The organism is Aquibacillus salsiterrae, from assembly GCF_028416595.1.
GTDB lineage: Bacteria > Bacillota > Bacilli > Bacillales > Amphibacillaceae > Aquibacillus_A > Aquibacillus_A salsiterrae.
The window spans coordinates 132238-154978 of record NZ_JAMQKC010000006.1; the positions used below are offsets into that span (position 1 = coordinate 132238).

The 22741-nt window shown below is 37.6% G+C and carries 22 protein-coding genes, 9 tRNA genes, 1 rRNA gene and 1 pseudogene; 3 read left to right on the plus strand and 30 right to left on the minus strand.

Annotated elements, in window-relative coordinates; genetic code table 11:
- Positions 1-432: 432 nt before the first annotated feature.
- Both NC799_RS09485 and NC799_RS09490 read left to right on the plus strand, forming a co-directional pair.
- Positions 433-816, plus strand: coding sequence for a sporulation protein (locus tag NC799_RS09485; RefSeq protein WP_272446217.1), 384 nt, complete (start codon positions 433-435; stop codon positions 814-816).
- A 277-nt stretch (positions 817-1093) separates the two neighbouring features.
- Positions 1094-1420: a YnfA family protein gene (locus NC799_RS09490; RefSeq protein WP_272446218.1), complete on the plus strand. Its 327-nt coding sequence runs from the start codon at positions 1094-1096 to the stop codon at positions 1418-1420.
- Between the two features lie 187 nt (positions 1421-1607).
- On the opposite strand, the gene NC799_RS09495 is transcribed toward NC799_RS09490, so the two are convergent.
- From NC799_RS09495 to sigW, 20 genes and pseudogenes are all read right to left on the minus strand, one after another.
- A complete protein-coding gene (locus tag NC799_RS09495) occupies positions 1608-3008 on the minus strand; it encodes a HAMP domain-containing sensor histidine kinase (RefSeq protein ID WP_272446219.1) in 1401 nt (466 codons plus the stop codon).
- The gene (locus NC799_RS09500) at positions 3005-3679 is read right to left on the minus strand and encodes a response regulator transcription factor (RefSeq protein WP_272446220.1); all 675 of its coding nucleotides are present in this window, start codon (positions 3677-3679) and stop codon (positions 3005-3007) included. The genes NC799_RS09495 and NC799_RS09500 overlap by 4 nt, the downstream gene beginning before the upstream one ends.
- 247 nt (positions 3680-3926) lie before the next feature.
- Positions 3927-4334 (minus strand): PepSY domain-containing protein, encoded by a 408-nt coding sequence (locus NC799_RS09505; RefSeq protein WP_272446221.1) that lies wholly within the window; start codon positions 4332-4334, stop codon positions 3927-3929.
- Positions 4335-4641: 307 nt separating this feature from the next.
- Positions 4642-5643, minus strand: coding sequence for a DUF3231 family protein (locus NC799_RS09510; RefSeq protein ID WP_272446222.1), 1002 nt, complete (start codon positions 5641-5643; stop codon positions 4642-4644).
- Between the two features lie 521 nt (positions 5644-6164).
- Entirely contained in the window at positions 6165-6548 is a 384-nt protein-coding gene (locus NC799_RS09515; RefSeq protein WP_272446223.1) for a DUF302 domain-containing protein, read from the minus strand.
- 298 nt (positions 6549-6846) lie between these two features.
- On the minus strand, positions 6847-7626 hold the full coding sequence (locus tag NC799_RS09520; RefSeq protein ID WP_272446224.1) for a sulfite exporter TauE/SafE family protein: 780 nt from the start codon (positions 7624-7626) through the stop codon (positions 6847-6849).
- Positions 7627-7815: 189 nt separating this feature from the next.
- A complete protein-coding gene (locus NC799_RS09525) occupies positions 7816-8043 on the minus strand; it encodes a sulfurtransferase TusA family protein (RefSeq protein WP_272446225.1) in 228 nt (75 codons plus the stop codon).
- 26 nt (positions 8044-8069) lie between these two features.
- Positions 8070-9200 carry an MBL fold metallo-hydrolase gene (locus NC799_RS09530; RefSeq protein ID WP_272446226.1) on the minus strand — a complete coding sequence of 377 codons (1131 nt, stop codon included), beginning with the start codon at positions 9198-9200 and terminating at the stop codon, positions 8070-8072.
- A 14-nt stretch (positions 9201-9214) separates the two neighbouring features.
- Complete coding sequence (locus NC799_RS09535; RefSeq protein WP_272446227.1) at positions 9215-9610, minus strand: DsrE/DsrF/DrsH-like family protein; 396 nt, start codon at positions 9608-9610, stop codon at positions 9215-9217.
- Positions 9611-9637: 27 nt separating this feature from the next.
- Complete coding sequence (locus NC799_RS09540) at positions 9638-10207, minus strand: sulfurtransferase TusA family protein (protein ID WP_272446228.1); 570 nt, start codon at positions 10205-10207, stop codon at positions 9638-9640.
- A 28-nt stretch (positions 10208-10235) separates the two neighbouring features.
- Positions 10236-10550 carry a rhodanese-like domain-containing protein gene (locus NC799_RS09545; RefSeq protein WP_272446229.1) on the minus strand — a complete coding sequence of 105 codons (315 nt, stop codon included), beginning with the start codon at positions 10548-10550 and terminating at the stop codon, positions 10236-10238.
- 68 nt (positions 10551-10618) lie between these two features.
- A complete protein-coding gene (locus tag NC799_RS09550; RefSeq protein ID WP_272446230.1) occupies positions 10619-11101 on the minus strand; it encodes a DsrE/DsrF/DrsH-like family protein in 483 nt (160 codons plus the stop codon).
- Between the two features lie 216 nt (positions 11102-11317).
- Positions 11318-11578 (minus strand): metal-sensitive transcriptional regulator, encoded by a 261-nt coding sequence (locus tag NC799_RS09555; RefSeq protein WP_272446231.1) that lies wholly within the window; start codon positions 11576-11578, stop codon positions 11318-11320.
- 148 nt (positions 11579-11726) lie between these two features.
- Positions 11727-12607: pseudogene (locus NC799_RS09560) on the minus strand (PhzF family phenazine biosynthesis protein).
- A 146-nt stretch (positions 12608-12753) separates the two neighbouring features.
- On the minus strand, positions 12754-14556 hold the full coding sequence (gene glmS, locus NC799_RS09565) for a glutamine--fructose-6-phosphate transaminase (isomerizing) (protein WP_272446232.1): 1803 nt from the start codon (positions 14554-14556) through the stop codon (positions 12754-12756).
- A gap of 1334 nt (positions 14557-15890) precedes the next feature.
- On the minus strand, positions 15891-17240 hold the full coding sequence (gene glmM, locus NC799_RS09570) for a phosphoglucosamine mutase (RefSeq protein ID WP_272446233.1): 1350 nt from the start codon (positions 17238-17240) through the stop codon (positions 15891-15893).
- Between the two features lie 113 nt (positions 17241-17353).
- On the minus strand, positions 17354-18589 hold the full coding sequence (locus NC799_RS09575; RefSeq protein ID WP_272446234.1) for a CdaR family protein: 1236 nt from the start codon (positions 18587-18589) through the stop codon (positions 17354-17356).
- Complete coding sequence (gene cdaA / locus NC799_RS09580; protein WP_272446235.1) at positions 18582-19403, minus strand: diadenylate cyclase CdaA; 822 nt, start codon at positions 19401-19403, stop codon at positions 18582-18584. Before cdaA ends, NC799_RS09575 begins: the two co-directional genes overlap by 8 nt.
- Before the next feature lie 290 nt (positions 19404-19693).
- Positions 19694-20323, minus strand: coding sequence for a zf-HC2 domain-containing protein (locus NC799_RS09585; RefSeq protein WP_272446236.1), 630 nt, complete (start codon positions 20321-20323; stop codon positions 19694-19696).
- A gap of 15 nt (positions 20324-20338) precedes the next feature.
- Entirely contained in the window at positions 20339-20902 is a 564-nt protein-coding gene (gene sigW, locus NC799_RS09590; protein WP_272446237.1) for an RNA polymerase sigma factor SigW, read from the minus strand.
- 161 nt (positions 20903-21063) lie between these two features.
- Here sigW and NC799_RS09595 point away from each other — a divergent pair, with 161 nt between their 5' ends.
- Positions 21064-21231 (plus strand): aspartyl-phosphate phosphatase Spo0E family protein, encoded by a 168-nt coding sequence (locus tag NC799_RS09595; RefSeq protein WP_272446238.1) that lies wholly within the window; start codon positions 21064-21066, stop codon positions 21229-21231.
- Positions 21232-21438: 207 nt separating this feature from the next.
- On the opposite strand, the gene NC799_RS09600 is transcribed toward NC799_RS09595, so the two are convergent.
- The 10 genes from NC799_RS09600 to rrf all read right to left on the minus strand — a co-directional run bounded on the left by NC799_RS09600 (position 21439) and on the right by rrf (position 22417).
- Positions 21439-21514 (minus strand) — tRNA-Ala (locus NC799_RS09600).
- An 18-nt stretch (positions 21515-21532) separates the two neighbouring features.
- Positions 21533-21605, minus strand: a tRNA-Lys gene (locus tag NC799_RS09605).
- Between the two features lie 3 nt (positions 21606-21608).
- A tRNA-Gln gene (locus NC799_RS09610) sits at positions 21609-21683 on the minus strand.
- Positions 21684-21718: 35 nt separating this feature from the next.
- Positions 21719-21804, minus strand: a tRNA-Tyr gene (locus tag NC799_RS09615).
- 5 nt (positions 21805-21809) lie between these two features.
- A tRNA-Thr gene (locus NC799_RS09620) sits at positions 21810-21885 on the minus strand.
- A gap of 3 nt (positions 21886-21888) precedes the next feature.
- Positions 21889-21964 (minus strand) — tRNA-Val (locus NC799_RS09625).
- 33 nt (positions 21965-21997) lie between these two features.
- Positions 21998-22069 (minus strand) — tRNA-Glu (locus NC799_RS09630).
- Between the two features lie 15 nt (positions 22070-22084).
- Positions 22085-22156: transfer RNA gene (locus NC799_RS09635), tRNA-Thr, on the minus strand.
- Between the two features lie 3 nt (positions 22157-22159).
- Positions 22160-22234, minus strand: a tRNA-Asn gene (locus NC799_RS09640).
- Between the two features lie 67 nt (positions 22235-22301).
- Positions 22302-22417, minus strand: a 5S ribosomal RNA gene (gene rrf / locus NC799_RS09645).
- Positions 22418-22741 lie beyond the last annotated feature (324 nt).

Here is a 22741-nt window from a genome sequence, read left to right on the forward strand (position 1 = left end):
CTTAGTTCCTCTAATCTAACAGGTAGATAGAATATAAAGATAATTATAATCTGGAAATAGAATATGGAAAGCGCAAGTCGTGCTAGAGTGAACGTTGCTGACTTTACTTGTTAATCCACATCAAGCAGATTACATATGTACTAGACAATTAAAAAATGTTATTGACCTCAATGATGACTTGTATTAATCTATATCTACAGCTTGATAGCACGTTATCACGCCTCAAAGGGAAATAGTATACACGTTGTCGTCAAGTCATTGCTTTGGCAACATTTTTATTGTTTACTTAGGCCTTTGCCAAATCGGTAAAGGTGAAATCATAGATAGCAGCCTTTATCTGGATTTGTGGTTAAGGTTTTTTTATTCTTTTATCCATCCGATCGTTATTATTTAAAAGCCGATATCAAAACAACATCCGGAGGTTTCTTGAAAGTGATTAACAAATTACTAGTATTATTTAAAATTGGTTCACCAAAAATTAATTTGCAATTACAAAACTATGAATTAAAGCCTGGTGAATGTGTTTCTGGTTCTTTCCTTCTACAAGGTGGCTGGGTCAAACAGAAAATAAAGCGGTTAGAATGTGATTTGGTAAGAGAATGCACAGGGCAAAAGCCAGAAGTCATTGAACCTGTCAAAACACTGTTAATGTCGCAAACCATTGAATTAAACGAACGTACAGAAATTCCCTTTTCCTATACGTTACCAAAGGCATTAACACCAACTTCAGATAACGTGTCCTACCGATTACTTACTAAATTAGTCTTCACCGATGACAAGAAATCAATAGATCATGATGAAATCGTGGTAAAGTAGTAGCTTCTAAAACCACTGCACAGTGCGGTGGTTTTTTAATGTGCTTTTTTAAACCTTAGTGATTATTGTGTTGTATCTGGTACAGTCATATCCGTATGCATTAACAGCCCGTTAGTTAAGTCACTAAGGAACTGTTCTTTACCAATAAATCAACCATTCTGGCAAGTTTTAAACCATGTAAACTCTTATCCAGTTCCTTTCCACTTTATCCTAACTACTTTTCCTTAGCTTTTACTGTATAATTATCATCGTATGTCAGTATCAAAGGGGGTATTTGATGATCTATGCCATTGTATTGTTTATCTTAGCTGGATTAGCAGAAATTGGTGGAGGTTATCTAATTTGGCTTTGGATAAGAGAAGGGCAGCCATTCTACTTGGGGGCTTTCGGAGGAATCTTTTTGGCATTATATGGTGTTATTGCTACGTTACAAACATTTCCGTCATTCGGAAGAGTGTATGCAGCCTATGGAGGGGTATTTATCGTTCTTTCTATTTTATGGGGATGGTTAATTGATAAAAAAACACCTGATTTATACGACTGGATAGGTGCAGGTATTTGTGTAGTCGGGGTTTCAGTCATGTTATTAGCACCTCGTCAATAAGATGATGTATCCATAAATGCTATTATGTTTCATTCACCCTTGGTGCTAGAGCCTTGTCAGGCGTCAGGCATAAGTCTACACCCTGACGCAGCGGTTTTCCCGCAGAAGGGATTCACTTATGACCTAACAGGACAGTTTGAAGAATGGAAAGTATCGTTTAAGAATTTGATACGATTACGAGTAACGATCAATCTAGTGGGAAAGAAATCTGAACCTTCGTCCATTTCCCATACACACTATCGACTTCAATCGTTCCTCGATAAATATCCAACAATCTAGTCGCAATTGATAAACCTAAGCCATTGCCACCGTGCTTTCTACTTCTTGCCTTATCAACACGATAAAAACGATTACGTACGAAAGGCAATTCTTCTTTCGGAATACCTACTCCAAAGTCTTTAACCTCAATCGTTAATTGTTTATTCGTGTGTTTTACGTTTATCTGAATGACCTTTTCATTTGTGGAGTATTTAATGGCGTTGTCTAACAATATAATCATTATTTGTTCAAGATGACTCTTCAAAATTTTCAAGGTGAATTCCGTATCTATATCCATAGTAGAGGATATTTCAAAATCATTATTTACTGTTTGAAAATTTTCTATAATATCCAACAAACTATCTTTTAAATTGACTTCCTCCAAAAGGCTTTGGTTTATTGTGGATTCTTCCACTCTTGATAGAGTCAATAATTCCGAAACAAGGTGAATAAGTCTATTTGTTTCATTTAAACTTAAATAAATAGAGCGTTCCAATACTTTTGGATTATCCTTCCCCCAGCGATGGATCAATGATAAATGTCCATGGATGATAGACAGCGGCGTTTTTAGTTCATGTGATGCATCTTCTGCAAATTGTTGTTGCTGATGAAAGGACTGTTCTAAATTGTCCATTAGTTCGTTAAACATAATCCCTAACTCTGTCATTTCATCACGTTGTTTATTAATCTGAACCCTTTCCTTTAAACCATTTTCTTTTATTCTTTTCATCGTTCTAATCATTGAATTAATTGGCTTTAATAGTTGAAAGGAAATAAGTCTGCCACCGAGTAAACTGAGGAGAATGGCAACGAATCCAGTTACGATTACCAACATAAGTATTTGATTAATCAAACTATCGAAGTTTTCTAAATTACGAACTATTTCTACTGTCCCTTTAAACCCATTTACTTCAATTGGTTTCCTAAATATTAACAATCGGTCGCCTTTTGGAGTAAGTTCCATTAGCTCCTCTTTGGTCACATTTTTCGGAGATACCCAGCCTTGTGGTACCTCATCCGATATCGTAAATAACGGTGAATTGTTTTCCCGGACAATCCTGATCAGTTGATACTTTTCATTTAGAACGTCTAGATAGTCCTCACTTCCCGAAACATTCCCTATAAAAGTCGAGTCTTGAATGTAGGAAGTTACTTCTTGCATCTTCTTTTGAATAGTTTGTTTTTCTTGATCAACCACCCAGTTTTGAATAACAAAATACTGTAAGAAAGTATAGGAAAGAAATAAAAAGAGAATTAAAAATGCAGCCCATAAAGTTAATTTCCATTTAATATTGATTTGGATTGGAATTAAGTCTTTTAATGCTTTCATTCTCTCATCACGTACCCCATTCCTCTCTTTGTTTGAATATAGCTTTCTTTATCGGCAGAATCCAATTTATTGCGCAAGTGTCTTACATAGACATCAACGACATTTGTTTCAATTTCTGCATTATAGCCCCAAATATTTTCAAGAAGAACCTCTCTTGTTAAGACACGATTGATATTCTTCATAAACATGAACAACAAGTCATATTCCTTTTTCGTTAATTCGATCAATTTTTCGCCCTTTTTTAATATTCTTGATTCTATATTCAACTCTAAATCTTTAAATTGTAAAAGCAAGGAAGGTAAATCATTTCGCTTTTCTTCCCTTCTCATAATCACTCTGATTCTGGCTAGTAATTCTTCAATTGCAAATGGCTTAGCAATATAATCGTCCGCGCCACTATCGAGCCCGAGTACCCGGTCCATCACGCTGTCCCTTGCCGTAATCATGATAATTGGAATATCCTTTACAGCTTTTAATCTTCTACATACTTCGATACCATTTAATTTAGGTAACATCAAATCCAACAGGACGATATCCCATTTTCTATCTAGTGCAAGTTCAAGACCCTCTCTACCGTCGTAAGCAGCCGTTACATTGTAGCCTTCATGTGATAATTCAAGTACAATAAATTCTGATAACGCATCTTCATCTTCAATTACTAATACATCCACATTATAACCTCCACATGCATCACCTAGTTTAACCTACTTTTTTTGATTGATTTCAATGACATTATTATCTTAAACCAAACAGAAAAGATGTGATACAAAAATATATTGCATAGGTAGAAGCATTGTTTGACTAATAACTTCGACCGACGTGCCACGTAGTTGTACTAGAGTCTTTAATCAAAGCCTTTTAATCTTATGAATAAATCCTACCTGCATAGGCAGGTAGGATTGTTATTGCTGTTTCTACTTATTCTTCATCATCAATCTCATTGTCGGATTCTTGTTCATCTTCTCCATTTTCTTCATCTTCATCATCTTTATCAACCTTTACAACCTTACCTGTTTTAGCATCTACCTTCACATCTTGCTTTTCACCTTGGTCATCGGTTACTTCCACACCGTAAACAACTGTGCCATCTTCATTTTCTAGTTCTGTATCTCCTGCTGTTCCTTTTACTTCCTGCAACGCCACTGTAATAGCCTGTTCCTCTGTAATAGTTGCTTCTTTTTCTAGCTGTTTTTGTTCCTTTTGGTCCGAGACCTCTACTTTACTATTATCAGTCGCTGCAAATACTGAACTATTTAAAACGGTACCTGCCAATCCTCCTCCTGCAATTGCTACTGCCAATGCTGGTACAATAAACTTTTTCTTCATTTGTCTTCCTCCTTGAATATTTTATTTGGTACATTCTTATCTTAATCCTCTACGATGAAGGAAGTCTGAACTGAAATTAAAATTAACTTAACCTTTACATGAAATTTTTTTCATAATCACGAATAATCGTTTTTTTCGGTCACTCCATTTCGTCTACTTGGCGAGCTACGGCAAGATTAAGCGGAAAATTAATGTGGCGTTTTTTGCGACGAATATTTCTTACTTAAGACCTCAAGGGAGCACTTGGATTTTTTAAAATCTAAAAAGGGTACCTTCATAACTGAAGAGATACCCTTTTTACCATTCATTATTCTTTTGTTGACAGTTTCTCGCGGTCAACCGCTTCTGGTGGTTGTTCCATCCAACCATAGTCAATCATAATATTTGCACCATCTTCAACGTATAAAGAAACATCTAATAAGCATTTTGCATACAAAGCGCCGATATCCCTTCTGCCGTTAAGAGATGCTCCATTTGCATATTCTCTAATTTTCATGGAGAACATATCAATTTTATGAAAGACCATGAGTTTATCAGAGAATGGTGGTATAGTAGAAGTAGTTACCAAATGGTCTAGCAGTGAAGGTGACGGCAAATTATCCTCTGTTAATTTTTTGGACATCTTTTCAATATGCCTTTTATTGATAGCTTCCCCTCGTTCTAAAAAGTCTTTAACTTGTTTGTGTCTTGCCCCTTGCCTAAAACCAATAATAAGTGCCTTACTTGTTATGTCGTTGTTTAAATTATCAAAAAGATGACCAATTTCTAAGCCGTGAAGCGGTCTTACATCGCCAAGATAACCATGTAAGAAACTCTGCTTTTTAACATAATCAACTTCTTTAGGAGTCGAAATAACTGGTGCATTCATTAACTTACCTTTTGTACTTAAGACATCTTGTACATCTACGATTAACTTAACACTATCATTTAAACAACGTACAAATAACTCTTTGATATCATTTCTCGTAACAATTGGAATAGCTGCACTATAAATACTTACTCCTGCTTTCCCAATGTATTGTAAGTAATATAGGTAAAAGTCATCTTTATATAATCTTGGTGCATCAACGTTTACATCTTCATCCGTAAAACCAATTGGTGTTGGGAAATTTGCCTGTTTGAAAATCAATTTCATTTCTTCCATATAAGTCGTCGTTAGCCCTAGTGCATAGTTTAACACTTTTTCTATATCTGTATCTTGTACATGGTTTAAATAATAGCTAATGACGCGGTTCCCCATCGAGTTTCCTACATATGATGCCCAGAGCTTTCCCATTTCCGCTGAGGTTAAATTTGATTTGTTAGTCATCTTTAAGTAAGTCCCTCCTTCGAATAACTATTGTTTTTTGCGTTTGTATTTTTATACAACAAATAATTGATAAAGTAGTTCACTAGGAGTTTATCGATAGTAGAATCTACGGTATATTTTTTGCGAAAATATGTAAACATATCTCATTGTATAATACGTCCAATAAATATACCTATTGGACTTACCTTTGAAAAGGATAAGCACGATTGTAACAAGGAATATACTCACAAAATATTTACGCATTACTATCCTCCTTTTTCTGTCTAGCTCCAGGCGCTTTTGTTATGTTGCCCTGTACGGACGTGAATATGTATATGTTTCTGCAAGAACGAAGAACTATCCATTCGATAGGAATTAAGGGCTGCCATGATTAAGAATCCAAGCTACCGTCTCTCCTTTGTGATTTCAGGAGTAAAACATAAAGTGAATGTGTGCATGCTTCGTAAACAAAAAATGACGATAATGACTTCATATCATTATCGTCTCTTTTCCAACTCATAAATATTTATTCATTATTTAAATTAAACAGCTTTATCAATACATTGAATTAGTCGTTCCTCAATGTCCTTTGCAAGATCCTTGATTGTTTGATCATTCACCATTTCAATAAGTACAGTCGGCCTTGGCATTCCAATTTTTGTATGACCGGCATCATCATAGACAACAATTTTACAAGGTAAGAAATATCCAACCATTTGATTTTGTGATAAAACGCGTTGGGCTTCATGCGGATTACATACTTCTAGAACACGATAGGATTGGTTAAAATCAAGGCCTTTTTCTTGTAATTTATCCTTTATATCAAATTGCCAGAGCACACCAAATTTTTCTTCCTTTAAGCTATTCTCAAGTGATTTAATCGTCTCTTCAATTGTTTGAGTAGTTTCAACCGTATAGTGAAACATTCAATCATCTCCTTTTCTATTTTCTTTAGTCACCTATACCTCATCTTTTTGTCTTTCCAAGCTCATTTATGGTATAATACCAAGTAAACAGATTGGTTTTGTAAATCCTTAAAATTAGGAGGTTTTTCTTAATGAATATCATCAAACATCTTTTCATAGAGAGATGCCCAAAATGTCACAAAGCTTTAAAAAATCAGCCGAATACATTCCCGGCACAAATTATTAAATTTTGCCCAGATGGCCATTATGAAAAAGAGTACCATCCAGCACTAGAATCCTGTATCGAGACAATAAAATCTTAAAACAATATATCCAACCAGATTTTAAGAGTTGTGCCTAGTATTAAAACGGCTAACACACCTTGTAATACTTTTACATTTACTTTCTTTCCGAGCATCGCACCAAGAGGTGAAGCAATAAGGCTAGCTACTACCATGACAAGTGCTGGAACGAAAGGTACTTGCCCAGTTGTTAGCTTTCCTATTGTTGCACCAATCGATGAAATGAATGTAACGGCAAGCGAGGTTGCAATTGTCATTCGTGTCGGAATTTTCAGAACAACTAACATAATTGGCACGAGAAGAAAAGCACCACCAGCTCCGACTATACCTGCACCAAGACCAACAATAAGTGAAAGAATTGCCGCTAGAACTTTTGAAAAGGTGATATCAGTACGTTCTTTATCATCGAGACCTTGCTTTGGAATAAACATCATTACACCAGCAATAACTGCCAGAATACCATAAATTAAATTGATACCTGCTTCAGATAAAAAGCGAGAACCATATCCCCCTATAAAACTGCCAGCTAATATGCTTATACCCATGACAAATATTAAATCTTTATTTAAATAGCCTCCATTACGATAAGCAAAAATGCCGGAAAGCGTCGCGAAAAATACTTGAACAGCAACAACCCCTGACACTTCATAAGCATTTAAGCCTGAAAAACCCAACATCACCGGAATATATAACAACATCGGATAATTAATAATCGCCCCACCAATACCTAACATCCCTGATACTAGTGACCCGATTAATCCTATAGTGAATAAGGTAAGGAGAAAGGCTACATCCATTTTGGTTCTCCTCTCTTAGGAACAAAAGCGAAAGCGCCTTGCCCACCCCTGAAAAGCGTAAGACAAGCCTCGTAATGGCGGTCTTTGCCATGCAGAGGATTGACTACGACTCTGGAGGGGTAGGCGTTGAAGCTGGCTGTCGCTGAATGTTATCCACGCTTGGATTTTTTTATACTTTTCTATTGATGTTTAACCTTTTTTAACCCAAAATTTTAACACACCATCTTCTTCTGTATCTTGTAATAACTCATGACCACCAGACTTCGCCCATGCGGTAAGGTCACTTTTCGCCCCTTTATCAGTAGCGTGTATTTCCAATACTTCACCTGTATTTAATTCGTTTATAGCTTTTTTTGTTTTCACAATCGGCATTGGACATGCTAATCCTTTTGCATCTAATAATTTATCTGCATTCATTTTTCATTCCTCCTAATATTTAAAATTTATCCGTGAATGGCACAACGGTTTGGTCCAATTTCCATTTCTCGTTGATCTTCTTCATTCGGGTTTATTTTACCCATATTCGTTTGGCGAATTTCTTGATAAGCGTTCGGCTGTGGCGGTAGATTTTCCGATACAGCACGATGGAATTCCTTTTCTTCCATATTTAAACCTGCATTTTGCTCATATAAATCGCCGAGTTTCGCATGCACTCGACCTTGATCATCTAATTCACTCATATTTCCAAAGTGCGCTGGAAGAACAATGAGATCGTGTGACAATTCCTTATATTTGTCATACAACGTATTGCGTAAATCATCTGCCCAGTCCCCTGCCTTCCCAGCAAGGTCAGGTCGGCCAATCGATTCTACAAATAGAATATCGCCCGTTAACAAATATTTATCATCAACAATCAACGATGTGCTTCCAATCGTATGACCTGGAGAATATAACGGTTCAACTGTAACCTTTGTATCTCCGACAGATAAATCGTTCCCTTCGACGAGTGGTTCATAATCGAATTGGACTTCTTCTGCATCTTTCGGCGGCAAATAGTACGTAGCACCTGTACGCTCTTGTAATAATCGTCCACCTGAAATATGATCTGCATGAAGATGCGTATCAAGAACGTGCTTAATTGTGACATCTCTATCTTTAGCAAAGTCAATAAAGGCATCAACTGTACGAGTGGCGTCGACTACAATCGCTTCTCCGTTCGATTTAATCAAGTAAGAAAGACAACCTTTACCAATCCGCACAAATTGATAAATAGAACCACCATCTTTCAAATCACTAATTTTAACTGGATTTAAATATTCGCTCCATGACTTCATCCCACCTTCAAGAACAAATACATCTTTAAATCCAGCTTCAACTAAATGTTCTCCAACCATCTCAGATGATCCTTGCTTAGCACATACCACGAGAATCTCACTATCTTTAGGAAGTTTATCAACAATCTCATCAACTCCATCAATCAAATCGAAATAAGGGACATTTAGATGTTCGATATGCTTCCCCTCGATTTTCCAATCACTAAATGCATCTTCGTTTCTAACATCTAAAATAAAAAGTGATTGATCACTTAAAACCTTCTCTGTCACTTCTTTTGCTGAAATTAATTTCATTCCCAATTACAAAACCTCCTTTAAAATGTTAATGATATATTTGCATCGGAAGCGTAGTGGATGAAACTTGCAGCGCCACCAACTTCAATTCCATCAACAAATGCATCCTTATCTAGACTCATGACATCCATTGTCATTTGGCAAGCAATTATTTTCACGCCCATTTCTTGGGCCATTTCTAGTAACTCCGGAATAGAAGGAATATTTTCTCTTTTAAATCCTTCTTGAAAATGCTCACGCCCTTCAGGAATTGGAAGTTGCTGATGAGCTTCCTTGTGAATTAAATTTAACCCTTCAAAGGTGAAGAAAATCCCCACTTCGGCATCACTTGCTGCTGCTGCTGTTGCTACATTAAACACCTTATATGCATCAAACAAACTACCATTACTTGCAATAATCGCTACTTTAGTTGTCATTTTGAATTCCTCCAGTTATTTTTTTTATTAATCTTTTTCAATAGGGCCAGACCATTCAACCATGCCCTGAACGACATTTTTTACATTTTCAAAGCCATTTTCAGCAAGCTGCTTAGAGGCTAAGTCACTACGATTTCCAGTACGACACACTACATAAATTTCGTTGTCTTTATCAAGTTCGTTTATTCGATTTTCAAGTTCTCCCAATGGAATCGATTTTGCACCAGGAATGTGTCCAAAACTATATTCCGCTGGTTCACGCACATCAAGTACAGTTATCTTATCCCCTGTTTGCAATTTATTTTCTAACTCATCATTTGTAATTACGTGAGGGAATTCTTTATCTTCTTTAACCTCTGAGTCACTTGCTTTACGAAGGTAATGTTTTAATACATCGCCATCTTCTGTTGTACCAAGATACTGGTGGCCACCGCTCTTTGCCCAAGCTTGAATATCAGCGGTTGATCCCTTATCCGTCGCTTGCACTTCAATCACTTGACCAGGTTCTAAATCATTCATTGCTTTTTTCGTCTTTACAATTGGCATCGGACAAGCAAGTCCTTTTGCATCTAACACATGATCTGTTTGAATAGTCATACGTTTAAAACCTCCATTTTTGGTATTGTTATTCCATATCACTTTGCCATTCTGACATTCCACCAACCATATTCTTAACCTTAAAACCCTTTCCGGATAACCATTCAGATGCTAAACTACTACGGTTGCCGGTACGACAGACGATAATGTATTCTTTATCTTTATCTAATTCATTTGTTCGAGTTAAGATTTCTCCTAATGGAATGTGTTTCGCCCCTGGGATTTTTCCTGTTTTTATTTCATTTTCTTCTCGTACATCAATGATGTTAAGATCTTCATTACCTTTTAACCATCTATCTACATCAGAAGGCGTCACTTCTTCTATTTTCAACTTTGATCCCACTTTTTGTCCTCCCTTCTTTCTGATTTAGTTTCACCATAGTTGAGTGTGAAATACTTTCCTAGGTATTCTTATATAAATAAATTGACTTTGGCTTCATTGGCATCACCAAGGTATGCTGCAACCCCAGCATAGTCAAGCCCATCAATAAGTTCTTCTTTCTGTAAACCAAGTAAATCCATTGTCATCGTACAGGCAACAAGCTTAACCCCTTGTTCTTGTGCCATCTCAATCAGTTGTGGAAGAGACAGTACATTGTGTTTTTTCATCACATGTTTAATCATCTTAGGACCCATTCCAGCAAAATTCATTTTTGATAGTCCAAATTTCTCCGGACCACGTGGCATCATAAAACCAAATGCTTTTTCAAGTAATCCTTTTTTAACAGGCACTTGTTCATCCTTTCTTAGAGCATTCAGACCCCAAAAAGTATGAAAGATGGTTACCTCATGATCATAAGCGGCAGCCCCATTGGCAATAATAAATGCAGCAATTGCTTTATCTAAATCCCCACTAAATAAGACAATTGTAGTTTTTTCTTTTTGTTCTCCCATTTAAATTCCCCCCATTAAAACCATTTTATACTATTACCCCTATAGGTATATTAAATTGCAAAAAAATATGGAATTTCTCTTTTTAAAAACAACCCCTTAACAAATTACCCATAGGGGTATAATAACAAATAAAAAAATAACTGTCAACAGATTTCATTATGTTATTTTCTTAACTAGAACTAAAGAAGGCTGCTCTTTAGCAAACAGCCAACTTTACTATCTACTCTTTACTAGTAAATTCACTGCTTCCTGAATAAGTTCTTCTGTATCTTCGCCTCTTTCTATTTGTAGACGAACACATTCTTCTAAATTGGTACTGACCACAACACCTATCGCGCGATCCAACGCAGAACGAACCGCTGACATTTGACCAACTAGATCTTTACACTCTTTTCCTTCCTCCATCATATTTAAAATACCTCTAACTTGGCCTTCAATCCGCTTCATTCTATTTTTAATTTGGCTATTATATTCCATAGTATTACCCCCGTATATTAAAATTCCTTCAAATATACCCCTGCATGTATTATAACATTTTTTTATATAAACACCAGAGTTTACGACAACTATTATAAGATAGATAGATTTTCCATCTAGCAGCTTCGCCATGTCACTTTCTAGTTGGCTAGTTTACAAGCCATTCACCGTGAGCAATTATTTCTACACATCCACCTACATAAACATCGATCTTCCCGTTACTTTCACTTGCCTTTAAAAACAATAAAGAAGGTCTATTAATCTCATAACCCTGTTCTACCCGGATATTAATTTCATTTTTTTCGAAATACCGATACTTTACTAAATAAGATGCTAGACATCCATTTGCACTTCCTGTAGCTGGGTCTTCTGGAACACCATAGTAATCCGCAAAATCCCGAACATTTAAATCATTTTCTGAGTGATATACCTCGGCGGAAAAAACCATAATTGCTTTTGCATCGGTATTTTGTATGAGTTCAAAGTATTTTTCTTTATTTATTTTTACTTTTTTAACTGCTTCTAATGATTTTAAAGGTACAATAATCACTGGGAGACCAGTTGAAACCTCTTGGATAAAAAACCATCTATGTAGCCTCTATCAATAGTTAAAACCTTAGAAACCTTATTCGCATCTAATATTTGACCAAAAATGGGTACATTTTGTTTCATCCAGATAATTTCGTTCACAGCATCAAACGAAACTGGTATCTGTCCAGCTTTAAAATTTAAAGCCAGCTTATCCAAGCGTTCTTCCGATAATTCATGTTGAATAACGTATGCAGTTCCTAAAGTAGGATGTCCAGCAAAAGGTACTTCTTCATTCGGTGTAAAAATACGAACATCATAACCGCCATCTTTTTTAGTGTTAGATATAATAAAAGTAGTTTCAGAATAATTAACTTCCTTGGCTATCTGTTGCATCTCACTTTCTGAAATATCTCCAACATCTTTAAAAACAGCTAGTTGATTACCTGTATATTTCCCTTGTGAAAAAACATCAACAATAGAATAATTTATTTTCCTCAATTGATTCTCTCCCAACTATTAGAAAACAACCACCTCTTGCCAACGGCTAAAGATGGTGGTTGTTTTCTAAAACACTAAAGATGGTATCCTTTTTAATAAATGTGTCATTTTCTAAGAAAACAACATAACTTTATCTACTCCATTTACTATTCAACGGTTACGCTTTTCGCTAAGTTACGTGGCTTATCAACGTCGCAATCACGGTGAAGTGCTGCATAATATGCTAGCAACTGCATTGGGACTACACTAACTAGTGATGTTAATAGCTCATGAACATGAGGCAATACAAATGTGTCACTTTCTTGTTCTAACCCCTCAATACTAATGATACACGTTTTCGCACCACGGGCAGCTACTTCTTGAACATTTCCTCGAATCGAGTAATTTACACTTTCTTGAGTGGATAACGCAATAACTGGAGTTCCCGATTCTATTAACGCAATGGTGCCATGCTTTAATTCTCCACCAGCAAAGCCTTCCGCTTGAATATAGGAGATTTCTTTAAGCTTCAAAGACGCTTCTTGAACAACGAAATAATCCATTCCACGACCAATATAGAAAGCATTTCGTGTTTCAGTAAAGTATTCTTTTGCAATTTCTTCAAACACTTCTTTTTGATCTGTTAATGATTCCATTACACTTGCAGCTATTCCAAGCTCTTTTAATGGATCAAAGTCTAAGTCTAATCCTTTGGCCTTTGCTGTATCTACTGCTAAAATGGCTAACACTGCGATTTGTGCAGTATAGGCTTTGGTGGAAGCAACAGCAATTTCAGGTCCAGCATGTAGATGTAACGTATAATTCGCTTCACGAGAAAGGGTGGAACCCGGAACGTTCGTAATTGTTAACGCTGGGTGTCCTAATTCTTTAATTCGTACTAATACAGAACGGCTATCTGCAGTTTCCCCACTTTGAGATATAAAGACAAATAAAGGCTTCTCAGAAAGTAGTGGCATATTATATGAAAATTCACTAGCAATGTGGACTTCGACAGGTACATTTGCAATCTTTTCAATAAACTGCTTTCCTACTAATCCTGCATGATAACTAGTACCCGCAGCAATGATATAGACACGATCTGTATCAAGCATTGCTTGGCGAATATCTGAATCTAATTTGATATTATCGTTTTCATCTTGATACTCTTGGATGATTTTACGCATAACAAATGGTTGTTCATCAATTTCTTTAAGCATAAAGTGTGGATACGTACCTTTTTCAATATCTGTTGCATCGATTTCAGCAGTAAAAGGCTCGCGCTCAAGAGCTGTTCCATCTAATTGTTGAACTTCTACCTTATCCCGTCTCACAATCACAATTTCTTTATCATGTAACTCTAAATATTGGTCTGTTACTTTTAATGTTGCCATCGCATCACTTGCTACAACATTAAATTTATCTCCAAGACCGACCAATAATGGACTTTTATTTTTAGCTACATAGATTGTGTCTGGATCATTGGCATCAATTAAAGCAACAGCATAAGAGCCCTTTAACAAGGAGATAGCTTTACGGAATGATTCCAACACGTCATTGTACTCTTTATTTAGAACTTCAATTAATTGAACAATAATTTCTGTATCTGTTTCACTAACTAGAGAAACACCTGCTAAATATTCATCACGAACTTCGTAATAGTTTTCAATGACACCGTTATGAACGAGTGTAAACCGACCAGACGCGCTTTGGTGCGGGTGAGCATTTTCTTCACTCGGCTCCCCATGTGTTGCCCAGCGGGTATGACCAATTCCCATTGTTGCCTCAACGTCTTCATCTACTTTTTCACGGAGCGTTGCAATTCTGCCCTTTACCTTAAATAATTGAATACCATCATCGTTTAGTGTCGCAATCCCTGCTGAATCATAGCCTCTATATTCTAGTTTCTCTAATCCGTTTAGTAAAACATCTTTCGAATCCTTATTTCCAATATAACCAACAATTCCACACATATCGCTGTTTCCTCCTTATAATAGGGGCAAACAAACGAACAAAAGAATCAACATAATTGTTATTCTTGGGGCGTTTATTTGCCCCTTTCTCGTTGTTAAATCATCTTGTTTTTATTCTTGTGCAAAGAGTCACCTCTTTGTTTTCAAATAAAAACGTGACGGTTGAGATGTGTGCAACCGGGAGGTATCCGCCGAACTTGCTCGATAAACCTCCTCCTCGTCAACTATTTCCCTTTCGTCGTCCGGAAAATAGTCCAGGCGCTTTATTAAATTGTGTCTAACGATCCCCCTTCCTCTTTCGAATGAGATCCTCGCCTACTTTTGGTATAACCTAAATTACGTTGTTTTAATCAAGTCGAGGACTTATTTCATTTTACTCGAGAAAGAAGCAACTCGCAATCATAATTATTCAGTTTCTCCTTTCCCTGCTTTCAAAATATGTACGATTGTCACAAAACGTGAGCTAATTTATAGAAAAACAAATGGCAGCTCACTACTTAGTAATGATTAGCCTCCTCAACCACACTTTTTTGCTTGCATTCAGCTATTTCCGCCGACGCTAAGAAAAGCGCAGGACGCCTTGGTCACCCCTGACAAGCTTAAGTCAAGCCTTGTAATGGATGGATGGATCGGGAATTCGCTCTTTTCTGTCCGAATTCAACCTCAATTCGGACTCAATCTACTACGATTCGCTCTTTTCTGTCCGAATTAAGCCTCGATTCGGACTCAATCTACTACGATTCGCTCTTTTCTGTCCGAATTAAGCCACGATTCGGACTCAATCTACTCCGATTTGCTCTTTTCTGTCCGAATTAAGCTTCGATTCGGACTCAATTTACTACGATTCGCTCTTTTCTGTCCGAATTAAGCCTCGATTCGGACTCAATCTACTACGATTCGCTCTTTTCTGTCCGAATTAAGCCTCGATTCGGACTCAATCTACCACGATTCGCTCTTTTCTGTCCGAATTAAGCCTCGATTCGGACTCAATCTACCACGATTCGCTCTTTTCTGTCCGAATTAAGCCACGATTCGGACTCAATCTACTACGATTCGCTCTTTTCTGTCCGAATTAAGCCTCGATTCGGACTCAATCTACTACGATTCGCTCTTTTCTGTCCGAATTAAGCTTCGATTCGGACTCAATTTACTAAGATTCGCTCTTTTCTGTCCGAATTCAACCTCAATTCGGACTCAATCTACTACGATTCGCTCTTTTCTGTCCGAATTAAGCCTCGATTCTGCGCATGGAGCTAGAAGTTCATGGATTTTTTTACTTTCTTTTAAAAAAAGCCCCAATTGCCTTGTTTAGCAAATGGGACCTTGTTTACACTCTATGATTTAAACCCTAATAACTCTTCAATTACTTGAACAACTTCATCAACGTACCGGTGACACTGTTCCTCGGTAGGTGCTTCCACCATTACCCTCACTAACGGCTCCGTACCTGATGGTCGTACCAAGACACGGCCTTGGTCACCCATTTCTTGCTCGACTTTCTCAATTGCCGCTTGAATTCTTGGATGGATTAACGCTTCATTTTTATCAATGACTCGCACATTCTTTAACACTTGTGGAAACTTTTCCATTTCTCCTGCAAGTTCAGATAACGTCTTGCCAGTTTCCTTCATGACATTTACTAGCTGCAGTGCAGTAAGCATACCATCACCAGTCGTATTATAATCCAAGAAAATAATATGGCCAGATTGTTCTCCACCTAGATTATAGCCACCACGGCGCATCTCTTCCATAACATACCGGTCACCAACCGCCGTTTTATCGCTTTTCATTCCATGTTGATCTAATGCTTTATAAAATCCAATATTACTCATGACGGTCGAAACAACCGTAGAATGTCGTAATAGTCCCCGATCATTTAAATACTTCCCAATCACATACATAATCTGATCGCCATCAACAATACTGCCCTTTTCATCAATCGCAATTAGACGGTCACCGTCCCCGTCAAAAGCAAGCCCGATATCGGCACCTTTATCTAAGACAAATGCTTGAAGCGTTTCAGGATGTGTAGAGCCAACACCATCATTAATATTTAGCCCATCTGGAGATGATCCTATGGTGGAGATATCCGCCTCTAAATCAGCAAACAGGTGCGGAGCTAAGGATGATGTAGAGCCATTAGCACAATCTAAAGCAATATGTAAACCTTCAAAATCAGAGTCAACAGATTGTTTTAAGTATTGTATATATTTTTGACCACCTTCAAAATAGTCGTTCATTTGCCCAATTTCAGAACCAATTGGTCGAGGTAATGAATCGGCATCTGAATCGATTAACTCCTCAATTTCTTTTTCTTGTTCATCCGTTAATTTAAATCCATCAGGACCAAAGAATTTAATACCATTATCTTCTACCGGATTATGCGATGCTGAAATCATTACCCCTGCTTCCGCACTCATTGCTTTTGTTAAAAAAGCAACACCAGGGGTAGAGATAACTCCAAGGCGCATTACTTCTGCACCAATTGATAGAAGTCCTGCAGCAATAGCATTCTCTAACATATTCCCTGATATCCGTGTATCACGACCAATTAAAATTTTAGGTCTTGTTATTTCCTTAGTGAGTACATATCCTCCAAATCGGCCCAACTTAAACGCTAATTCAGGAGTTAGTTCTTTGTTAGCAACTCCTCTTACTCCGTCAGTTCCGAAATATTTTCCCATGATGTACCTCTCCTTTACTTCCATTTAAAAAACTTGCACCTCTTTCGACTTTAGAAAGTGGATGTTAAAGCGACCTGCTGCAAATAGGTTTATTAACTATAGCTATCTATAAACTATTCAATTTGTACTGTTGCTTGTCCTAAGTCTGTTTCTGTTGTAATACCCTCAGGAAGGGCGATTTCAATTGGTAATGGATATTGCCCTTCCTGTAGACCTTTGACATCAATAAATACGTTTAAATCATCACTCGATAGATTTTCTATCTCAGCCTCTGGTCCACGAACAGTAATATTCACTTTTCTATCTGCCGGGCGTAGAAATGTTAGGTCATATTCATTATTTAAATTGTCTATGTCAATTAACGTTTGATTAAATGTTCGTTCAACCATTTTTTCAACTTTTATATTAACTGTTACTTTATCTCGTTCCATCTTCCTAATTTCAGCTGGAACAACCAATTCCACTTCTGTTGTTGTGTCCTCTGTAATATTGGAGAGGTCTACTGTTTCAGTTGAAATCGATTCAAGCGAATCTAGTCTATTTTCTGTAGCAAAGACTCTTAATTCTGCAGGGTCAACATTTATTGACTTTATTTTCAAGTCTCTTTGTAATTCACCAGTTGTTTCTACCTTAATAGGAACAACCTTACTAGGGTTGATTATGTCTACCGAAACTTCTACAGCGGAAGGTTCTACCCGAACACTCAGCTCGTTCCCTTGTCGGTCATACACTTTAACTGGTGCTTCTACACCATCAATAGGCTTGTCCACTCCTTGGAGGTCGACAAAAGCCTTAACTATAGCTATTTTATCGACAACACTTTTTGAACTTGTAATAGTCACATTTTCTGGTTCTACAGCCGTTTCACCGGTTTCATATCCGGGTGTTATATTATTTTCATTTATAAAGTCAACAGCAACTCCGAACTGTGCGGTTGCTCTTTCTTCGATCGTAACCTCTATTTCCTTAGGCTCAATATAAACAGTTAAGCTATCAGATATACCTGTATATTTAAGTGGAACTGTGTATGTGCCTGATTGCAGATCTTCTAAGTCGATATATACATCAAAAGACCTCTGGGTGGCAGTGGATGTAACAACGCTATTTGGTCCTTCAAGCGTAACCGTAACCGTTCGCGGGACACCACTTACTACGTATTTTTCATCATCAATCTTGATATTGACTGGTACATCTTTTAATTGTTGAGCCTCTGCAGAGCTACTGATGAAATCGAGTGCCGCATCGGATTGATAGTTATCATCATCTAAACTGACAGCAGAGAAAAGTAATAGAGCTAATATTAACGAAATAGCTCGGATTATCCAAGGTTTCTTTAACCATTCATCCATTTTTCTTCCCCCTCCAACTCCAGCTTCTTGACGTAGGGGCTTTTATGTTACTTTCCAACTCTTTGTGAAGCAACTCCATTAACCGATCTTGTGTCAAATCGCGATGTAACTCCCCGTTTTTCGTACAAGAGATTTGACCAGTTTCTTCAGATACGACAATGGTAAGAGCATCTGTCACTTCTCCAATCCCCATTGCTGCACGGTGTCTCGTACCTAATTCCTTTGAGATAAACGGACTTTCCGATAAAGGTAAATAACAGGCTGCTGCAACAATCTCCTCTTGCTTTATAATCACTGCTCCGTCATGCAAAGGAGTATTCGGAATAAAAATATTCGTAAGTAATTCGCTCGTTAGTCTTCCGTGAATCGGTATACCTGTCTCAATATAATCACCCATTGCCGTTTCTCTTTCTATTGTTATCAGGGCACCAATCCTACGTTTAGCCATATAGTTACACGATTTAACTATAGCTTCAATTGTTCTGTTTAAGCTTTCTTCTTCTGATACGTTATTTCTAGAGAAAAAGCTCCCTCTACCTAACTGTTCTAAGGCTCTCCGGAGTTCTGGTTGAAACAAAATGATTATGCCTAAAAAACCCCACATAATTGCTTGAGACATAATCCATTGTACTGTCCTCAAATCAAATACAATACTAAGGAACCAAATACCTAGAACAACAAAGATACCTTTCAACAGCTGAATCGCTTTGGTTCCCCTTATTAACATGATTAATTTATATAGTACATACCAGACAAGGGCAATATCGACACCAATCCGCAGTAGACTTAAAAGATTTAGACCCCCATCAAGCATGGTGACACATCCTTCTATCCATTGGTTTCCTCTTCCTATCTCTTAGTAATGACTTTATTATTATATCACATAACGCACTGATTAAATAATACACCATCCTATACATTGGATGTGACAAGATGCTGGTTTATGATAAAAAATTTCACTGGGCTACAGAAGTAGCCTGCCCGTGACATTTAGGATACTGATTATAGAAAAAAACCCTTGTTGTTCATAACAACTAAGGGTTATCCTTATCATAGCAAAAAATAGTGACGGTAATCAATTTACTATCCCTATAAACGAACTTCTCAGGGAACCATCCAGAAAATGTTAGCTAGACTAAAAACCTCTTTGAAAAATCCTTTAATAGAATACCAAATCCACTCAAAAACTTGATTAACTTGGTCAATTTCACCAACAACATCACCCGCAGATGCCATTAAATGCTCACCATTTATGATTACTACATCTCCATTTATAGATCCATCTACTTTTAAATCACCATTTTTCACAACTAAATCACCTTCAACAGTAACCCCTTCAGGGACAATAATTGTATCCCCTTGAATAATTAAATCCTTTTCCTTCGATACAGACAATTGACTGTCCTGATTCCAAACAGATAATATACTTCCAAACATAAAGATGAAGAAAACTGCGGCTGCGCTTAAGATTGGGTGTCGTTTAAACCATCGCATATAGCTAATGCGCTTATTTTCTTTCGGTAAATGATTCATTACCTTTTCAGTAAAATTAGACGAAACTTGAAGTTTACTTGTAGTTTCTAACAATGTTACTGTTCGCTTCAGTTCGTGAAAATGGCTTTGACAGGCTTCACAGGATTGTAAATGAGAGCGTAGACTGTATTCTTCGTCTCTTGTAATTTCTCTGTCTAAATATTTATGCATAAGTTCTACGTATTCTTTTTTACAGGCCATAAGCTGCACACTCCTTTATATGTGGCGAAGCCTTTTGCGAAGTGCTTCCCTTCCCCTGTGAATTCTAGTTTTTACTGTTCCAACAGGTATGTTTAAAATTTCGCTGATTTCTAATAGTGATAACTCCTCCACGAATCTTAGGGCAATAACACTTCTGTATTTATCAGGTAATCCCATAATTTCTCGCTGAATAAACGTCTGTATTTCCATACTTTCTACTTCTTCATCCGGTTGTACCTGTTCAGCGGGTAGTTGGGAATACATATCCAATCCATCTGTACCCTTCACTTCAGCATCAAGATAAAAATCAGGTTTTTTCTTACGAATGCGGTCAATTGTTAAATTTGTAGCAATTCGATATAACCAAGTAGAAAACTTTCTATTTTCATCAAATGTTTGAATATTAATAAAAGCACGTATAAAAGCCTCCTGCGCTAAATCTTCAGCCTCATGGGCATTCCCGATCATTCGAAAACATAGCTGGAAAACTTTATTCTGGTAAAAGGAGACAATATCCTCATAGGCAGCATGATCTCCCTTTTTCACTAGTTTGATTTTTTCTTTGATTTTCGTATCCATTTATTATACCTCCGCTAATAATGCGGTCACTACACATACGAGTGACTTCCACTTGAGGTTTCATTTTTTTTGTTAAAAATATGGCGAACAAATGTTGTTTATTTTACAATTAAAAGGGGTATATCTCCTATAAACATATTATATCAGCTCGGGAGGTCGGCATGGATAAGAAAATATATCTTTTACAAAAAATAGAAATGTGCCGCAATAAAATGATCACATTATCCAATACGAATGACCTAACATCAGATGCTGTAATTGCTGCTAGCGTTGAACTTGACCACCTATTAAATGAATTAAATAAATTAAAAACAGTTAGCCATTCTTAATTAATTTAAGACCCTTACTTAGGTAAGGGTCTTATTTTTCACAAGTATTTAAGGATGGGTAGTTTAGGTATCTACTCCATCTAGTTCATATGTAAAGCAAAGCTATTTAACATGGATAACATCTAGCATCTGCGCTTTTATTTAAAAATAAAAAAAGACTGAATCTAAACTTTTGTAAAGACTCAATCTTTGACACATTGTTATGTATGGTGGAGCCTAGCGGGATCGAACCGCTGACCTCCTGCGTGCAAAGCAGGCGCTCTCCCAGCTGAGCTAAGGCCCCAATGTAATTATAGAAAAATGAGCCATGGAGGATTCGAACCTCCGACCCTCTGATTAAAAGTCAGATGCTCTACCAGCTGAGCTAATGGCTCATATGGCTGGGCTAGCTGGATTCGAACCAGCGCGTGACGGTACCAAAAACCGTTGCCTTACCGCTTGGCTATAGCCCAATAAAAATAGTGCATTTACTTCATTGGGTTTTTTATGGTGGAGGGAGTAGGACTCGAACCTACGAACCCGATGGGAGCGGATTTACAGTCCGCCGCGTTTGGCCAACTTCGCTATCCCTCCAAAAATGGTGCCGGCCAGAGGACTTGAACCCCCAACCTACTGATTACAAGTCAGTTGCTCTACCAATTGAGCTAGACCGGCATATGGTGGAGGATGCAGGGCTCGAACCTGCGACCCCCTGCTTGTAAGGCAGGTGCTCTCCCAGCTGAGCTAATCCTCCAAAGCTATTTTCCACTAAAGTGAAAAAATTTGATGACCCGTACGGGATTCGAACCCGTGTTACCGCCGTGAAAGGGCGGTGTCTTAACCGCTTGACCAACGGGCCCTTATGATTTTACAGAGCTTCCAGCCGGACTTGAACCGGCGACCCCTTCCTTACCATGGAAGTGCTCTACCGCTGAGCTATGGAAGCAAATGGCTCCACAGGTAGGATTCGAACCTACGACCGATCGGTTAACAGCCGATTGCTCTACCACTGAGCTACTGTGGAATAATTGATGATTTATCTGTCTGCTTCGCAAAGTCAACCTAACTTAGTAAAAACCCAAAAAGGGTTTGCCTGGCGACGTCCTACTCTCACAGGGACAAAGTCCCAACTACCATCGGCGCAAAAGAGCTTAACTACTGTGTTCGGCATGGGAACAGGTGTGACCTCTTTGCTATAGCCACCAGACATATTCAAGATAAATATACCTTGAAAACTAGATAAGAAGTTGGTACAAGACATTAACCAGTCGACTTCACTTTTTATCAGTTCAGCTACGACTCCCAAATCCTCTCGTTATAAGCAATACCTCTCCAAGGGTGAAAGTGCACACCCTTTCCGCGGTCTTGCTTATCCCGGCGGATTTAACCGGTCGTCTTCGCTTCCTTATTCAGTCCAGCTTCGCGGGCTAGCCACTCGTGACATAAGCAGTTCACCTTCAGTGACCAAGATCAGGTCACTTACGGCGCTCCGCTTATGCATGTCGTGGCTACCAAGCCCGCTACGCTTCCT

What these genes read in the sequence shown, in the direction of transcription:
- NC799_RS09510 (WP_272446222.1), bottom strand. Translation starts at nt 5,643, where the DNA reads ATGACTAACAAATCAAATTTAACCTCAGCGGAAATGGGAAAGCTCTGG.
- NC799_RS09585 (WP_272446236.1), bottom strand. Translation starts at nt 20,323, where the DNA reads ATGGCCTGTAAAAAAGAATACGTAGAACTTATGCATAAATATTTAGAC.
- NC799_RS09520 (WP_272446224.1), bottom strand. Translation starts at nt 7,626, where the DNA reads ATGGATGTAGCCTTTCTCCTTACCTTATTCACTATAGGATTAATCGGG.
- NC799_RS09525 (WP_272446225.1), bottom strand. Translation starts at nt 8,043, where the DNA reads ATGAATGCAGATAAATTATTAGATGCAAAAGGATTAGCATGTCCAATG.
- NC799_RS09505 (WP_272446221.1), bottom strand. Translation starts at nt 4,334, where the DNA reads ATGAAGAAAAAGTTTATTGTACCAGCATTGGCAGTAGCAATTGCAGGA.
- cdaA (WP_272446235.1), bottom strand. Translation starts at nt 19,403, where the DNA reads ATGCTTGATGGGGGTCTAAATCTTTTAAGTCTACTGCGGATTGGTGTC.
- sigW (WP_272446237.1), bottom strand. Translation starts at nt 20,902, where the DNA reads ATGGATACGAAAATCAAAGAAAAAATCAAACTAGTGAAAAAGGGAGAT.
- NC799_RS09490 (WP_272446218.1), top strand. Translation starts at nt 1,094, where the DNA reads ATGATCTATGCCATTGTATTGTTTATCTTAGCTGGATTAGCAGAAATT.
- NC799_RS09555 (WP_272446231.1), bottom strand. Translation starts at nt 11,578, where the DNA reads ATGGAATATAATAGCCAAATTAAAAATAGAATGAAGCGGATTGAAGGC.
- glmM (WP_272446233.1), bottom strand. Translation starts at nt 17,240, where the DNA reads ATGGGAAAATATTTCGGAACTGACGGAGTAAGAGGAGTTGCTAACAAA.
- NC799_RS09535 (WP_272446227.1), bottom strand. Translation starts at nt 9,610, where the DNA reads ATGACAACTAAAGTAGCGATTATTGCAAGTAATGGTAGTTTGTTTGAT.
- NC799_RS09550 (WP_272446230.1), bottom strand. Translation starts at nt 11,101, where the DNA reads ATGGGAGAACAAAAAGAAAAAACTACAATTGTCTTATTTAGTGGGGAT.
- NC799_RS09540 (WP_272446228.1), bottom strand. Translation starts at nt 10,207, where the DNA reads ATGACTATTCAAACAGATCATGTGTTAGATGCAAAAGGACTTGCTTGT.
- glmS (WP_272446232.1), bottom strand. Translation starts at nt 14,556, where the DNA reads ATGTGTGGAATTGTTGGTTATATTGGAAATAAGGATTCGAAAGATGTT.
- NC799_RS09515 (WP_272446223.1), bottom strand. Translation starts at nt 6,548, where the DNA reads ATGTTTCACTATACGGTTGAAACTACTCAAACAATTGAAGAGACGATT.
- NC799_RS09495 (WP_272446219.1), bottom strand. Translation starts at nt 3,008, where the DNA reads ATGAAAGCATTAAAAGACTTAATTCCAATCCAAATCAATATTAAATGG.
- NC799_RS09595 (WP_272446238.1), top strand. Translation starts at nt 21,064, where the DNA reads ATGGATAAGAAAATATATCTTTTACAAAAAATAGAAATGTGCCGCAAT.
- NC799_RS09575 (WP_272446234.1), bottom strand. Translation starts at nt 18,589, where the DNA reads ATGGATGAATGGTTAAAGAAACCTTGGATAATCCGAGCTATTTCGTTA.